The sequence below is a fragment of the Ruminococcus callidus ATCC 27760 genome, assembly GCF_000468015.1.
Classification (GTDB): Bacteria; Bacillota; Clostridia; order Oscillospirales; family Ruminococcaceae; genus Ruminococcus_C; species Ruminococcus_C callidus.
In genome coordinates, this window is the sequence record NZ_KI260408.1 from 102,554 (window position 1) to 117,880 (window position 15,327).

Annotated in this window: 12 protein-coding genes; 4 read left to right on the forward strand and 8 right to left on the reverse strand. The window is 43.1% G+C overall.

Features of this window, described 5'->3' with window-relative positions:
* The first annotated feature begins 122 nt into the window (after nucleotides 1-122).
* The gene (gene gpmI, locus RUMCAL_RS08155; RefSeq protein WP_040647572.1) at nucleotides 123-1,640 is read left to right on the forward strand and encodes a 2,3-bisphosphoglycerate-independent phosphoglycerate mutase; all 1,518 of its coding nucleotides are present in this window, start codon (nucleotides 123-125) and stop codon (nucleotides 1,638-1,640) included.
* A 90-nt stretch (nucleotides 1,641-1,730) separates the two neighbouring features.
* Here the strand turns inward: gpmI and RUMCAL_RS08160 are convergent, their stop codons facing one another.
* Entirely contained in the window at nucleotides 1,731-2,942 is a 1,212-nt protein-coding gene (locus RUMCAL_RS08160; RefSeq protein ID WP_040647574.1) for an iron-containing alcohol dehydrogenase, read from the reverse strand.
* Between the two features lie 269 nt (nucleotides 2,943-3,211).
* Nucleotides 3,212-4,078 (reverse strand): AraC family transcriptional regulator, encoded by an 867-nt coding sequence (locus tag RUMCAL_RS08165; protein ID WP_169726001.1) that lies wholly within the window; start codon nucleotides 4,076-4,078, stop codon nucleotides 3,212-3,214.
* Nucleotides 4,079-4,253: 175 nt separating this feature from the next.
* On the opposite strand from RUMCAL_RS08165, the gene RUMCAL_RS08170 reads away from it, so the two are divergent.
* Entirely contained in the window at nucleotides 4,254-5,624 is a 1,371-nt protein-coding gene (locus tag RUMCAL_RS08170) for a GH1 family beta-glucosidase (protein WP_021682256.1), read from the forward strand.
* A gap of 102 nt (nucleotides 5,625-5,726) precedes the next feature.
* On the opposite strand, the gene RUMCAL_RS08175 is transcribed toward RUMCAL_RS08170, so the two are convergent.
* The 4 genes from RUMCAL_RS08175 to RUMCAL_RS08190 form a co-directional block, all read right to left on the reverse strand.
* Nucleotides 5,727-7,082, reverse strand: a complete 1,356-nt coding sequence (locus RUMCAL_RS08175) for a sodium-dependent transporter (RefSeq protein ID WP_021682257.1) — start codon at nucleotides 7,080-7,082, stop codon at nucleotides 5,727-5,729.
* Nucleotides 7,083-7,392: 310 nt separating this feature from the next.
* Complete coding sequence (locus tag RUMCAL_RS08180; protein WP_040647578.1) at nucleotides 7,393-10,581, reverse strand: leucine-rich repeat protein; 3,189 nt, start codon at nucleotides 10,579-10,581, stop codon at nucleotides 7,393-7,395.
* 27 nt (nucleotides 10,582-10,608) lie between these two features.
* Nucleotides 10,609-11,910: a hypothetical protein gene (locus tag RUMCAL_RS08185; RefSeq protein ID WP_021682259.1), complete on the reverse strand. Its 1,302-nt coding sequence runs from the start codon at nucleotides 11,908-11,910 to the stop codon at nucleotides 10,609-10,611.
* Entirely contained in the window at nucleotides 11,894-12,367 is a 474-nt protein-coding gene (locus RUMCAL_RS08190) for an RNA polymerase sigma factor (RefSeq protein ID WP_021682260.1), read from the reverse strand. Before RUMCAL_RS08190 ends, RUMCAL_RS08185 begins: the two co-directional genes overlap by 17 nt.
* 319 nt (nucleotides 12,368-12,686) lie before the next feature.
* Here RUMCAL_RS08190 and RUMCAL_RS08195 point away from each other — a divergent pair, with 319 nt between their 5' ends.
* Entirely contained in the window at nucleotides 12,687-13,244 is a 558-nt protein-coding gene (locus RUMCAL_RS08195) for a flavin reductase family protein (RefSeq protein ID WP_040647581.1), read from the forward strand.
* A gap of 88 nt (nucleotides 13,245-13,332) precedes the next feature.
* Here RUMCAL_RS08195 and RUMCAL_RS15510 read toward each other — a convergent pair whose 3' ends face one another.
* Complete coding sequence (locus RUMCAL_RS15510) at nucleotides 13,333-13,506, reverse strand: hypothetical protein (RefSeq protein WP_156902500.1); 174 nt, start codon at nucleotides 13,504-13,506, stop codon at nucleotides 13,333-13,335.
* A gap of 122 nt (nucleotides 13,507-13,628) precedes the next feature.
* On the opposite strand from RUMCAL_RS15510, the gene RUMCAL_RS08200 reads away from it, so the two are divergent.
* Complete coding sequence (locus tag RUMCAL_RS08200) at nucleotides 13,629-14,141, forward strand: tRNA (cytidine(34)-2'-O)-methyltransferase (RefSeq protein WP_021682263.1); 513 nt, start codon at nucleotides 13,629-13,631, stop codon at nucleotides 14,139-14,141.
* Between the two features lie 99 nt (nucleotides 14,142-14,240).
* Here the strand turns inward: RUMCAL_RS08200 and RUMCAL_RS08205 are convergent, their stop codons facing one another.
* Nucleotides 14,241-15,296 (reverse strand): tyrosine-type recombinase/integrase, encoded by a 1,056-nt coding sequence (locus RUMCAL_RS08205; RefSeq protein ID WP_084194390.1) that lies wholly within the window; start codon nucleotides 15,294-15,296, stop codon nucleotides 14,241-14,243.
* Nucleotides 15,297-15,327 lie beyond the last annotated feature (31 nt).

Below are 15,327 nucleotides of genomic sequence, written 5' to 3' on the forward strand. Positions count from 1 at the left end.
TAGGCAATACCATATAATAAAACGGGTGTTACCTTTATCCAATACGCAATCAGGCAGTGCCGTACAGAGCCGTAAGGTGACTGCACGGTGCTGCCTTTTTGGAAGAAAAGGAGAAATACAACATGAGCAAAAAACCTGTTGCATTGATTATCATGGACGGCTTTGGTCATAATCCCAGTGATTACGGCAATGCAATCCACGCAGCAAAGAAGCCAAATCTGGACAAATATATGCAGGGCCCGAATACCCTGATCGGTGCCAGCGGGCTGGACGTTGGTCTGCCAGACGGTCAAATGGGCAACTCGGAAGTTGGTCACACCAACATTGGTGCCGGCAGAATCGTTTACCAGATGCTAGTAAAGATTACAAAGGATATTGAGGACGGCAAGTTCTTCGAAAATCCTGCAATTTCCGCAGCAATGGACACTTGCAAAGAAAAAGGAACTGCTCTGCACCTGATGGGTCTGCTCTCTCCGGGCGGCGTGCACAGCCACATTTCTCACCTGTACGGACTGCTGGAAATGGCAAAGCAAAAGGGTCTGTCCAAGGTATATGTACATGCATTTCTGGATGGCCGTGACGAACCGCCAGCATCTGCCGCTGGTTTCATGAAGGAAGCAGTTGCCAAGCTGAATGAAATCGGCGTTGGTAAAATTGCCACCATTTCTGGTCGTTATTATGCAATGGATCGTGACAATGCATGGGATCGTGTAGAAAAGGCATATGATGCAATGGTTCTGGGCGAGGGTGTGCAGACCACTGCTGATCCGGTGAAGGCAATCGAGGACAGCTATGCTAACGATGTTACCGACGAATTCATGCTGCCGACCGTTCTGGAAAAGGACGGCACTGTTAAGGCAGGGGACAGCATGGTATTCTTCAATTTCCGTCCGGACCGTGCAAGACAGCTGACACGTTGCTTCGTAGATCCGGATTTCAACGGCTTCGAGAGAAAGAACGGTTATTTTCCGGTACAGTTCGTTTGCATGGCTCAGTATGATGCATCCATGCCGAACGTTTCCGTTGCATATCCGCCGGAAGATCTGCACATGACACTGGGTGAATACCTGAGTAAGTGCGGCAAGACACAGCTTCGTATTGCAGAAACACAGAAGTATGCACACGTTACATTCTTCTTCAACGGCGGCAGAGAACAGACCTTTGACGGAGAAGACCGCATTCTGGTCAAGAGCCCTGACGTTCCGACTTTCGATCTGAAACCGGAAATGAGTGCATACGAAGTAACGGATAAGGTTGTTGAAGCAATCAACAGCGATAAGTATGATGTCATCATTCTGAATTATGCAAACTGCGATATGGTTGGTCATACCGGTGTCTTTGATGCCGCAGTCAAGGCTGTAGAAGCAGTAGACACTTGTGTTGGTCGCATGGTTGATGCAATCATGAAAAAGGACGGTATCGCATTCATCACCGCTGATCACGGCAATGCTGACAAGATGCTGGAAGCAGACGGCACACCGTTCACTGCACACACTACCAATCCGGTACCGTTTATCGTAGTTGGCAAGGATTGCAAGCTTCGCGAAGGCGGCGTTTTGGCAGATATTGCTCCGACAATGCTAGAGGCAATGGAACTGCCGCAGCCAGAAGAAATGACTGGCAAGAGCCTGTTCGCGTAAATCATGACTTTAGTAAGTATCATATAAGAAAAGCACTTGTACAGAATACTGTACAAGTGCTTTTTGCATTTCATTATAGATATATATCAATTAGAAATCAATTTCCGTGTCGTAGTAGCAAGCTTTCAGCAGCTTTTCCATTTCCTCTTGAGAGGGCTGACGCGGATTGGAACCAGTGCAGGCATCGGCAATAGCATTCTTTGCCACTTCCGGCAGCTTTTCCAAAAATTCCTTTTCATCAATGATAGAAGTATCTGCCTTTACGCCGCTCTTACCGTAATTCTTAATGCCCTGCGGAATATCCAACTGGTCATTCATGGAACGGAGTTCTGCAATCAACGAATCAACTTTTTCCTCTGTTGTTGCACCAGACAAACCAATAAAGGATGCGATTTCTGCGTACCGATTTGCAGCTTCTTCATTTTTCGAATTATACTTGATGACCTTTGGCAGATACATTGCATTGGCACAACCGTGAATGATGTGATCGCCGGTATAAGCCGCACCAGTCTTGTGTGCCATAGAGTGTACGATACCCAACAGTGCATTTGAGAATGCCATACCAGCCAAGCACTGTGCATCATGCATTGCCGCACGAGCTTCCATATCTCCGTCGTAAGACTTCTTCAAGTTGTTGTGAATCATCTTGATTGCATGCAGTGCCAACGGATCAGTATAATTGCAGTGCAGGGTGGATACATATGCCTCAATCGCATGTGTCATAGCGTCCATACCAGTATGTGCAACCAGCTTTTTCGGCATAGTTTCTGCCAGTTCCGGATCTACAATGGCAACGTCCGGCGTGATATTAAAGTCAGCCAACGGATACTTAATACCCTTGTGATAGTCCGTAATTACCGAAAATGCAGTTACTTCTGTCGCAGTACCCGATGTAGACGGAATTGCACAAAATTTTGCCTTTGTCCGCAATGTCGGGAAGCTAAACGGTGTAATGATTTCTTCAAATGTAGTATCCGGATACTCATAGAATACCCACATTGCCTTTGCAGCGTCAATCGGAGAGCCACCACCCATGGCAACGATCCAATCCGGCTGGAATTTCCGCATTGCTTCTGCACCCTTCATTACGGTTTCTACAGAAGGATCCGGTTCAACGCCTTCAAACAGCTCCACTTCCATGCCGGCTTCTTTCAAATAAGCCACCGCCTTGTCCAAAAAGCCAAACCGCTTCATGGAACCACCGCCAACAACTACGATTGCTTTTTTGCCAGTCAGCGTTTTTAATGTTTCCAAAGAACCTGTGCCATGATACAAATCTCTTGGCAATGTAAATCTACCCATGATACAAATACCTCCAGTGTACACGAGTTTCCGGAGCATTTCCCAGCAAACTCTTTTGACAATATTCTTTCTGGAAATACATGTTGCTGCAATCGTGCACCGCTACATGATTTCCAATTTCAAACAACACTGCACAAAGCTTGTACGTAAGATGCACTTGGTAAATTGCGTGCAAAATCGACAAATAAACCTTGTGCTGTGCTGCCTTTATTATAATCCTTTTGGGTAAGAATGTAAATAGGTAGTATTGTAAACTATTTATGAATTTGTCAAGATACTGCTATCGAGCGATACTGCAATGGGGAATACCCTGTCTGCCTGCGAAATACCCGATTGAAATAGCTAACATTTTCATACCCACAAGAAAAAGCAATTTCTAAAACAGTTTCATCAGTTTCCAGTAACAATGCCTGTGCCTTTTCAATTCGGACAGCGTTTAAATATGCCGTAAAGTTTTGACCTGTAGCAATGCGAAAATAGCGGGAAAAATATTTTTCAGACATATGAAACTGCTCTGCCATAACTGTAATGGTCAAAGGAGCAGCATAATGCCTCTGAATAAAATGCAACATTTCTTTCAAGCGTTTGCTTTTTTCACTGGGGGAATGCTGCACCGAAACAATCTGATGTTGGCAGAGCATTTGTGCAATTATTTGCAAAAGCTGTGCCTTTACCATAAGTTCATACCCAACACTTTTTTGCTCCGCGGCAATTTGAATCTGATACAAGGTTTCACGCAGAAAATATTTTTCAGTTTCATTGGTAACTTGTACCGGAAACCGCAGTACCCCTTGTACAATTTGTTCCAAGTAAGTCTGAGCAGCATCGCTTTCTGAAAAAGTCAATGCCTGTAACGGAAAAATAACTGTACGATATACTAACTGATTATCCTCTGAAACAATTCGGTGCAGTTCCTCCTGATTGATACAGAAAATATCTCCCTCTACTGCGGAAAACGTTTCATTTCCAATTGTAATTACTGCTGTACCATGCAACATTTGCATAATTTCTATATTTCTGTGCCAGTGCAACGGTACCAGAAAATGTTGATTTCCATCTGCACGTGTCACAAAACATTCCATAGGGAATCGTGGGGTACCATGTTTTCGCTTCTCATAAAATTTCTGTTTTTCCAATTCCGACACCTCTGTTTCTTTTTTTCTCTGCATTTTGACAATCAGAGAAAATTAGTGGAAAAAGTACAAGAATCCGAGGATATAGTACTAGATTTTACGGATTGTTACAGATATAATATAACACAGAACAGGCAATCTGTCAACCATTGATCTATCAACTTTAGGAGGTTTATATATGAAATTTCAGGACAATTTTTTATGGGGAACTGCTTCCGCCGCATATCAGGTAGAAGGTGCATATCAAGACGATGGCAAAGGCTTAAACGTCTGGGATGCTTACACACAGGAAGACGGTCATGTGGCACACAGCGAAAACGGAAATATTGCATGCGACCACTATCATCACTTCAAAGATGATGTGAAAATGATGAAAAAAATGGGCATTCGCAATTACCGGTTTTCAATCAGCTGGACAAGAGTTTTGCCGGACGGTACTGGAAAAGTAAATCAGAAGGGATTGCAGTTCTATTCTGATTTGGTAGACGAACTGCTGGCAAACGGCATTGAACCGTTGGTAACGCTGTTTCACTGGGACTATCCTCTGGCACTGCATCAGAAGGGTGGCTGGCTGAATCGTGATTCCTCAGACTGGTTTGCTGAATATGCCAAAGTCGTAGTCGATGCTCTGTCTGATCGTGTAAAGTATTGGATGACCATTAACGAACCGCAAGTATTCATCGGCTGCGGCTATGCCATTGGAAAATTTGCTCCTTTCGAGGTGCATCAGGCACACGACTTGACTCGCATGACACACAACGTTTTGCTGGCTCACGGAAAAGCAGTACAGGTGATCCGGAAGTATGCAAAACAGAAGCCAACTGTTGGATTTGCCTTTGCAACACCCTGCTGCACACCGGAAAGCAATACACCGGAAGCCATTGCAGAAGCAAAACGTAAGAGTTTCGCTTTTACTAAAAACCGCTTCCCATTTGAACTTGCTTGGTGGGCAGATCCGATCTTCTTTGGCAAGTATCCGGAAGAAGCTTATCGGATTCTTGGAAACGACATGCCGGAAATTCTGGAAGGGGATATGGAAATCATCTCTCAGCCGGTCGATTTTTACGGTGTCAATATTTATGAGAGCAAGGCTACGGAAACAGAATTTGGCTATGCAGAAAACGCTTATATCGGCTGTGCAAGAACACAAATGGGTTGGCCGGTAACACCTGAGGTACTGTACTGGAGTCCGTTGTTCCTATATGAACGCTATCAGAAACCGATTCTGCTTAGTGAAAACGGTATGGCAAGCCATGACTGGGTACAGCTGGACGGTAAAGTTCATGATCCGCAGCGAATTGATTTCATGAAACGGTATCTGCGGGAACTGTATCGTTCGATGCAGGACGGAGCAAAGGTAATGGGTTACATGTACTGGTCTGTCATGGACAATTTCGAATGGGCTGACGGTTATGATAAGCGTTTCGGTTTGGTACACGTGGATTATCAGACACAAAAGCGTACCATAAAGGATTCTGGTTATTTCTACCGCGATGTAATTAACACTAACGGAGAAGCCATTTTCAGTGATACTTGGACGGAACAGTAATTCTGATTGTTCAGTAAATACATTCCATAACAAAAAATAGAAACGCTCTGGAAAGCTTTGTTTAATCCGCTTTCCAGAGCGTTTTTCACGTAAAAATAGAAATTACAATTTCAGGAACAGAGCAGAGAATAAAATCAACAGCATGCAAATCGGACAGATAAATTTGATCATAACACGATACAAACCTTTCACACGAAAGCGTGCATTCTTCTCGATTTCATCTTCTACAAAAGTTGTTTTTACAACAAATCCAACCAACACACAAGTCATCAATGCGACAATCGGCATCATAATGTTATTGCTAATATAGTCGAAGAAGTCCAGGAACTGCATGTGGAAAATAGTGAAATCAGACCAAATGCTATATCCAAAGACAGAAAGTAAACCGATCAGAAACGATATGCCGGTAACAATCAGGCAACTGGGAATCCGTTTCCAGTGGAATCGTTCTTCCACAATGGAAACAACTGTTTCCATCAAAGAAATGGAAGATGTCATTGCAGCCAGTACCACCAACAAGAAAAATACTGCACCAACGATCTGTCCGCCCAACATTTCCTTGAAAACATTCGGGAGTGTGATAAACATCAGACTTGGACCAGCATTCAAAGCATTTTCATCACCACCGGAAAAGACAAAAACTGCCGGAACGATAATCAGTCCAGACAGAAAAGCTACCAAAGTGTCGAACACTTCAATCTGGCGAACAGAACTTTCAATGTTATCTTCTTTCCGCATGTAAGAACCATATGTAATCATAATACCCATTGCCAATGACATAGAATAGAACAACTGTCCTACTGCGGCAATTACTGTTTTTATAGAAAACTGGTTGAAATCCGGCTTGACATAGTAGATCAATCCATCAATTGCTCCCGGCAAAGTCAACGTATAGATACTAATTCCTACAATCAGAATCAACAATACCGGCATCATTAGCTTGCTGACTTTCTCTACCCCTTTTTGCACACCTAGCATAACAACTACTGCGGTAAGGAGAATGAAAATTGCAAAAAACAACATCGGTGATCCGGCATGACCGATAAAGTTAGAGAAATAAGAACCGTCACCGGCCGCACTTGCTCCAGAACCAGTTGTAAATATCACCAGATATTTCAGCACCCAACCTCCGATCACACAGTAGTAGGGAAGGATAATTACCGGAATCGCTCCTGCTAGCCAACCAAGCGGTTTGAAATGACAGTTCATATCTGAATATGCCTGTATGACACTTTTTCCGGTACGCCGTCCAATGGCAATCTCTGTGGCCATCAGGGCAAAACCAAACGTAACCGCAAAGATCAAATAGACCAGAAGGAACATACCGCCGCCGTATTTCGCAGCAAGATAAGGGAAACGCCAAATATTTCCCAATCCAACAGCAGAGCCCGCAGCTGCTAAAATAAATCCCAGCTTGGATCCAAATCCGCTTTTGACTTGTGTAGTTTTTGATTGCATATGATAAAATACTCCTCTCTTTTCACTTGAAGCATGCTAATATGAAAATATCAACAAGTTCAATTTTCTGTACACCAGCACAAAAGTGCGTTCACAAAGATTTCTTTTATCACTCCTGTGAGCATACTCTATTTAGTATACACGATTTCTGTAGAATTGTCAATGAATATTATGAAAAATCACAATGAAATCCTATGGATATATCATAAAACGCCGCCCTGTTTTGCAGAGCGACGCTGTACGAAAAAGATTGATTTTATTCTGTCATTTTGCTTAAGGCAATACCGCACAAAGATTGTGCGGTATTGCCTTAAACGATTTCAGCAAGAGGAATTGTCACAGTTTTTCTGTCACCGGTTTTATTGTAAGGATAAGAAACTTCCAATTCTTTTTCCCGAACGGTAATCTGCAAATTGCCAAAGGAGCACACATTATTTCCGGAATCGTCTTTTGTCCAGACTGCCTGAGAATCCGAGAACACGGAAAACGCTTCGTCCAGCGGCAGGGAAGCCAACCGATTAAAGTTGTGATATAGAACTATGCCAGACGGCGAGGTACTGTACAAAATCACTTCGCTGTAATTTCCAAAGCTATACTGATTGACAGCAAACCCTTCTCCCATGGTATCCGGAATTGTCGTAAATGCCCATGCTCCATTATTCAGCAAAAACTCATCATTATAATCCGCATAAGTAACTTCTGCATTCTCTGCAATATTCTTGGAAACTGCAAGCATGCTGATCTGCATAACTCCGTCGCAGGATACAGGCTGTTTTTTTCGACAGGATACTGTGATTTTACGAGTGTTTTCATTTTGGGTAACCCGGAACACAGTTCGACTGGTGCCTGCAATATCATCATCTACAGATAAGTAAAGTGCTTTTTTCTCAAAAAAGCTTTCCGGATATAATTGCAGCAATGTATCGGCTGTGATGTATTCATCTGTGATATTTGCACTTTGAAGCACCGTCCGCAATTCTTCCCTTGAAGAAATCCACTGTTTTTTCATGGAAGAAATGTTCAATACATCATAATATCGCAAGCTTGCAGAAATCTCGGTTTCTCCGACTTCTTTCCATGTTGGTTTTTTTCCGTTCCACTGCTCTATAGGAACTGCAACCCAAAGCAAGTCGATTCCAGTACCGGAGGTGCCGTCAATTTCTGTTCCACTGTAAAAAATCTCAATGTAGCCATTGTCCTGCTGCACAACTTTTTCGGGTGCATAGACTACAGAATTGCATTTTACAGTCGGACGTGCAAACAGCACATAGTCTGCAAAGAACGCATCGTTAAAATAGTCACGCAATTGCTGGGCAACTGCATTTTCATACAAAGGAGCGAGGCTATCCTCAAAGTCCTGCTCCGATGTCAGCACCATTTCCGGACGGCTGCTCAATGCACGATTCCAGCCGCTTTTGGTAACTGCTTGAATATTTTGTTCCACTGAAAGTTGACAGCTGCTTGTGTCCAATGTTTTAGAATTCCACACCGGTGCTTTTCCATTCCATTGGGACTTGGGCAAAGCAACCAAAAGCAGATCAATAGATTTTGAATGAAAACCGTTACAAAGTTCCTGTTGATAAGTGATCTGCAGCGTTCCGGTTTTATCCTGTGAAACTTCACAAATTATATTTTCATAGTCGTTTCCGTCTGGTTTTGCAACGAGATCAACAAACAGCACATGGGAAGCAAAGAACTCCGAATCATAGTATTTTTTCAGATTTTCTGTTGTTTTTTCTCCCAACAGCGATGTAATTTGTTTCTCTAATTCTTCCACAGTAGAAAAAATCAATGCGGAATCGGAACTCTTTGCTTTGTCCCAGCCCTGTTCTGTTGCTGTGGTAATATTGAACAGCATATCATACGACGGAAAAATCCAATTGGTATCCCATACAATTTCTTCACCGTGATACTGTGTTTTCGGAATCGTCACCTGAAGCAGCATTCTGCTGCCGATACCAACACAATCCATGAGCATGCCAGAACGATTCGATGCCTTTATGTGTATTTTTCCATCGGTACTATGAAAAACATCGTCAATGGAAAAGAACTCCTGTGTTCCGGCAGAAACTACCGGTGAGATATTGACCAGCAACACATGACTTTGGAAAAATTCTTCTGTATATTGATTGCAGAATGGTTCTGTGTTAAGCAGACTATTTTTGGAACCTAATTCCACGGCAAACTGTTCCCCATATGCATTCCATTCGTCCATTGTGGAAATCACTGCCGGCATAGAGTCTATTTCAGATTCATTTTTGAAATAGACATTGTGAATTGCTGTGGTAGGCGTAAGTGTTCCCTTCTGCGATGTATCCTGTTCCGGCAGGGTAGTGGTGATATGCACCAAAAATCGCAGTAGGGAAGTGGTGTCCTGCATATCGATCGTTCCAGAGGAAGAATCCTGATAGCAATCCCCATTCTGCGTCTGCTGTGCATTCAGTATAACGACACCAGCCACATATTTGTTCAGGAGAACAGCATCGTTAATGGCAATTCTTCCGTCCAAATCAATATCCCCATAGAGAGCATCAGCAGGAACTTCTTGTTTGGTGGAAGAACTGGTACTGGTTTCTGTAGAAGCAGAGGCAGTTGAGGTGGTGGTTATTGTGGTTGCGGTTTCGCTTTCCGTAGAAGTCCGCTGCTCCTGCGTTGTAGTTGCAGTAGAAACTGGTATAGATGTAGTGATTTCTGAAGTCGTTTGACTTGTGCCTTCAGTAGATTCTGTGGTTGTCTGGATTGTTGTAATTGCAGCAGTAGTTTCTGTGAAAGTATTTTCTCGCAGATAGTGCATCTCCGCATAGAATTCTCGAAACGGCTGTTCCACATTTCCACCAGTAGGCACCTTTTTTGCAATCGCATTCCAGTCTGCCTGTGTTCCGTCATAATATATATCCCGCAATGCAGTATCGGAGAAAGCATCAGCTTCCAGAACCTGAATCGAATGCGGCAAGGTCAGATTAGTCAAGGATTGGTTGTAGAAAAATACACCCTGTGCAATCGTTTCCACGCCGTCTGGCACAGAATACGAACTTTTCAGTGTGTTTTCATTTTCTGCAAGAGCATTCGGATAAGCATACAGTATTTTTTCTTCCTTGTCATAGAGCACGCCGTCTACACTGGTATACGCCGGATTATGCTCATCAACTTCGATTCTCTGCAAATCTGCACACGCTTGAAAGGCAATTCCGCCGATCTGGGTGACACTCTCCGGAATATAAATAGAAGTTAACTGACTCGAAAAGAAGGCCCCTTCTTGAATCGTCGTTACCGGCAGACCGTCAATGGTATCCGGCAGCACAATGTCTGTTTCATCTGCACGAAATCCGGTAATCTCCACATAGGTATCATGTTTGTTGTATTTCAGTAATACAGCATCTGTTGCTGTTATATCAGAAATAGCCGTTGTTTCTAGTGCAGCGGCAGTCATGCTGCTGATGGGAGCAACCTGTACAAGCATTGCACCCAAAACCGCAAGTGCGATCCATTTTTGTTTCATCTTGCTTTCCTCCATTCATGTGATTTTTCAGTTGAATTTGTGAATGGCATCTACCAGTTCGCTGCCCGTAAAAGTAAGCGGGTTATTGGCATCCGAATTAAAGTATACGCCGTTTTTCCAATAGAATTCCGAGTATCGAACATATGCTCCGTCAGGCACCGCATCTCCGCCATCATTCAAGAAATATAGGAGCGTTTCTCCGACTTTAGGAAGTGATATATCTCCATTGTTCTCAAACAGACTGGTTTCTGCTGCCTGCTCTGCCGTCATATTCCATTGTTCCGGTGTTTCTCCTATATAGGAAAGATATTCCGTCATTGGCATATAACCGCCCTTTATATAAATTGAAATGCAATCTCCGTAATGCAACTCTTTTGCCGAATCAAAAACCATTTCCAGTTTGACATCAACTTGAATCCACGGCTGTCCCTGAATACTGGTATAAGTTACAGCATTTGTTGTGCCGAGTACAATCGTATCCGATTTTGCAATCAGATCTGAAAGTGTGTCAAATGTTATACCTACTGAGGCAACTTCCCAAACGTGTTTTGCAACTGTATAACTGCATGGCGGCTGTACCGTATAATCTTTTGTTTGCATTGGTTCACAGGAATCAGCACGCGTTGTGACGGTCTGTATATCATTTTTGCCGTCCATATAGCGTGTTGTTGTCTGTGCAGCAGTCGTATGCTCTGATGCAACTGCTGTTGATGCAAGGGGAGTGGTCATCTGCTTTGTGCCAGTCGTTGTTCTTTTCCGTGTGGTAGTATATGCAACAGAAGTCACAACTGCTTTTGCTGTTGTCGTATCAGATCTTCTTACAGTTGAAACCGAAATTGTAGTTTGCTTGGAATCCGAAGTCGATTTTTCCGGTACTTGGTGAGAGGTGGTATGTTTGGATACTGTACTGGTTGAACTTGACAGAGTATTTTCTGCGGTTGCTAAAACTGTTTCAGCAGAATTTTTTTCACCGGTAGTAACTGTTGTTCGTGTTGTTTCTGCCGTAAATGATGTCATTGATTGTGAAGTCACAGTCGTTGTTGCCGGATCTATCCAGGCTGTTATTGTGGTTTCCTGCGGCGGAACAACCTCGAGTTGATCTCTGGAATCGAAAAACGCTTGATACGCACCATACCCGATACCCAGTACCGCAGCTGCACAGAACACCATTGCAGACTGTCGAATCCACTTCGGATACCGCTGAAAAAAGAGGGGAGTGGCGGTATCTTGTGATTGTTCAGCCTGTATTTGCTGTAGAAACTGTGCTTTTCTTTGAGGAGCAGGCGGTTCAAAACAGTCTTGCAGTGCCTTTTTATATTTCCGTTTCATACCCGTCTGCCTCCTTTCCAAAATGTTTTCGCAGTTTTGCCAGTATGGCTTTCAATTTTCGATGCAGTGCAAAGCGGGATATTCCGTACAGCTGGCTCATCACCACGACAGGCACTTCATTGACATAGCGGAGCAGGATCAGTTCCCGTTCTTCCGCTGTCAATTCTGAAAGAGCATTTCGCAGTGCTACATGTGTGATAAAATCATCATCTTGTACAGAAACAACCGGCATATTTTCCTCACTGAGGGGTTCGGCAGAGGGCTTGCGGTATGTATCAATACAAAGATTTCTTGCAATTACATACAAATACTGCAATTCTTTTCCGGTACTTTGATACTGCGGATGCTGATAGTATCTCAAAAATGTTTCCTGCGTCAAATCTTCTGCAAGTTCCTGACATCTGGTATGAAAAAAACAATATCGATAGATCTTGTCATATTGCTGCGACAGATTCATAGGCACTGCATCTCACCCCTCTCATTGGCATTAACGTTTGAACTGGAAAAATGTGCGTTTAAATTTGTAAATATTTTTTGAACTATAAAATTCTATGACATATCAGAATGTATTTCAACGGTGCTATTCATTTTTATGTGAATTTATGTGAATATGCTCTATATCATAATCCCCAGTATACCATAATTTTAGCAAGTTTGCAAATTTGCTGTTTTTCTGAAAATGTATTTTGAACAGCTGGACAATCCCCCAAAATTGTGCTATAATAAAAAAGGCGGGATTTGTCCTGCCGGATTTTATCGAAAAGGGAGTCTTACAAATGAGAAAAAATTTTGGAGCACAGACATGGATGTATCCGATGCCGGTTCTCATCGTCGGCACCTATGATGAAAACGGAAGGCCCGATGCCATGAATGCAGCTTGGGGCGGCATTTATGAAACCAATCAGATCATGCTTTGCTTGAGTGAAAACCACAAGACGACAAAGAATATTCGAGCAAAGGGTTCTTTCACAGTCAGCTTTGCAACTGCGGATACGGCTGTTCCGGCTGATTATGTGGGTTTGGTTTCCGGAAATAACACACCGGATAAAATGGAAAAGTCCGGTCTGCACGCAGAAAAGAGTACTACAGTTGATGCTCCGCTGTTTCAGGAATTTCCGATGGCATTGGAGTGCAAGCTGGTAAAGTTCAATGAAGACGGCATTGTTGTCGGCGAAATTGTCAATGTTTGTGCTGATGAGCGTGTGCTGGACGAAAATGGAAAGATTGATACTGACAAGGTAAATCCAATTGTTTTCGACAGCGTTGCTCACACCTATCGCAAACTGGGCGAAAAAGTTGGCACCGCATTTTCTGACGGCAACCAGCTGAAATAAAAACATATTCTAAGTCAAATCTAAAAAGCAAAAATCACGCAGTTTCAAAAAGCTGCGTGATTTCTATGCGATAGCGATACTATTGAATTTACCACATCAGAGAAGTGAGATCGTCCAGAATACAACCAGCGGCTTTGACTGCCTTACCGGCATTTTTTCGAATGTCATGCTTCTGCTTAGAGGTTGCCTTGGACATCATATAACAAACTGTTCCTACAGTTGCACCAACTGTAACCCCGCGAACTACAGATTTTACGGTCATTTTTGCATACTCCTTTCCGCATTTTCATTTTTCAGCGATTTCTGCTGCATGCTTATTATGCGAAAAGAAAACTGCATTTATCCCTGTATATCCATTCCACAACTGGAAAAGAGAGGGCTTTTATGAAATTATCACAATTGAACATCGTTTTAGTCGAACCGCAAATTCCGCAGAATACCGGAAATATTTCCAGAACCTGTGCCGTTACTGGAGCAAGGCTGCATTTAGTGGAACCTCTTGGATTTACGGTGACAGACAAGCACCTCAAGCGTGCGGGGTTGGACTATTGGGACAAGCTGGACTTGACATATTACACGAACTGGGAGGACTTTTGCGACAAAAATCCGGAAGGGGAGAGGTATTTCTTCACAACAAAGGGCAGACATATTCACAGTGATGTTTCTTATCCAACAGATAAACCTGTGTATCTGGTATTCGGCAGAGAAGACAAAGGACTGAACGAATCTCTGCTAGTACAACATCCGGACACCTGTGTTCGCATTCCTATGCGAAATACCCTTCGCAGTCTGAACCTTTCCAATTCTGTGGCAATTGCAGCATATGAAGTATTACGGCAATGGGAATATCCAGAGTTATCTGTAGAAGGCGAACTGACACAGTTTACATGGGAATAAAGTACTTTGAAATTGATATAAAAACAACGGGCAAGTTACATGATTATTGTAACTTGCCCGTTGTTTTAGCAATACATATCAATGTTATGTATTAGTAATTCACTCTGGATTTGTAATATCTGTATTCTCTGATTTCGATTCATGATCTTCATTGTTTTCCTGCTCAGCTTGACTTTGACTGTTTCTTTCAAAGTGTGCCAGAGGCGAACTGTCTGTCGCATGTTTCAAAATCTGATTGGACAAATGGGTGTAGATCTCTGTTGTAGAGGTGCTTGCATGTCCCAATACTTCTTTTAGCGTCAATGCATCAACATTTCCGTACTGATACATCAGCGTTGCCGCAGTATGCCGCAACTTGTGGGTAGAAAAGCCTTGTCCGCCAAGATCTGCCTGTGCCAACGCAGTTTCTACTACTTGCTGCACACGCCGTTTGCTGATCCGTGTATGCCGCTTGCTCAGGAAAACAGCAGTTTCCGCAGAGCCCTCAGGCAACTCACGAACTTGTAAGTACGCGTGAAGTGCGTCCATACAGGCTTCATTTAAGTACACCATGCGTTCCTTATTGCCTTTGCCCAGCACACGCATTTTGGCTTCCTTGAAGTTGATGTCTGAAAGATTCAAACCCACCAGTTCGCTAAGCCGTATTCCGCAATTCAAGAACAATGTCAATATGCAATAATCCCGTTCTGGATATGCAGAATTCAAAGATTGCAGCAATTGCTGGCTTTGTTCCAATGTCAAATATCGCGGCAAAGCTTTTTTCGGCGATGGCAGTTCCAATTGCTCAGTCGGGTCTTGCGAAATCAATTTCTGATGTTGGCAGAGATAGCGGAAAAAGCTACGCAGTGCAGAAACTTTTCGGCCGCGGGCACGATCATGATTTTCACGTTCTTCTGTAACATAATACAGATAGTTATATAAGTCCTGCAATGTCACAGATTGCAAAGCAGATACGGACATATCTTTGATCGGAATCTGCTGCAAGTCGTTGATGTCCTGAAACTGCGGCTCACGCATCATGCGAAGATACTTCAGAAACAAACGAATGTCCAGATAGTATTCCTGTACCGTACGGCTGGACAATGATTTCGTTACAGTGATATATAAAATATAATCCAGAAAAAAATCAGGGCACTGTTTGCGATCAATTTCCAAAATAATTGCCCTCCCCTCGTAATTGGGTCCT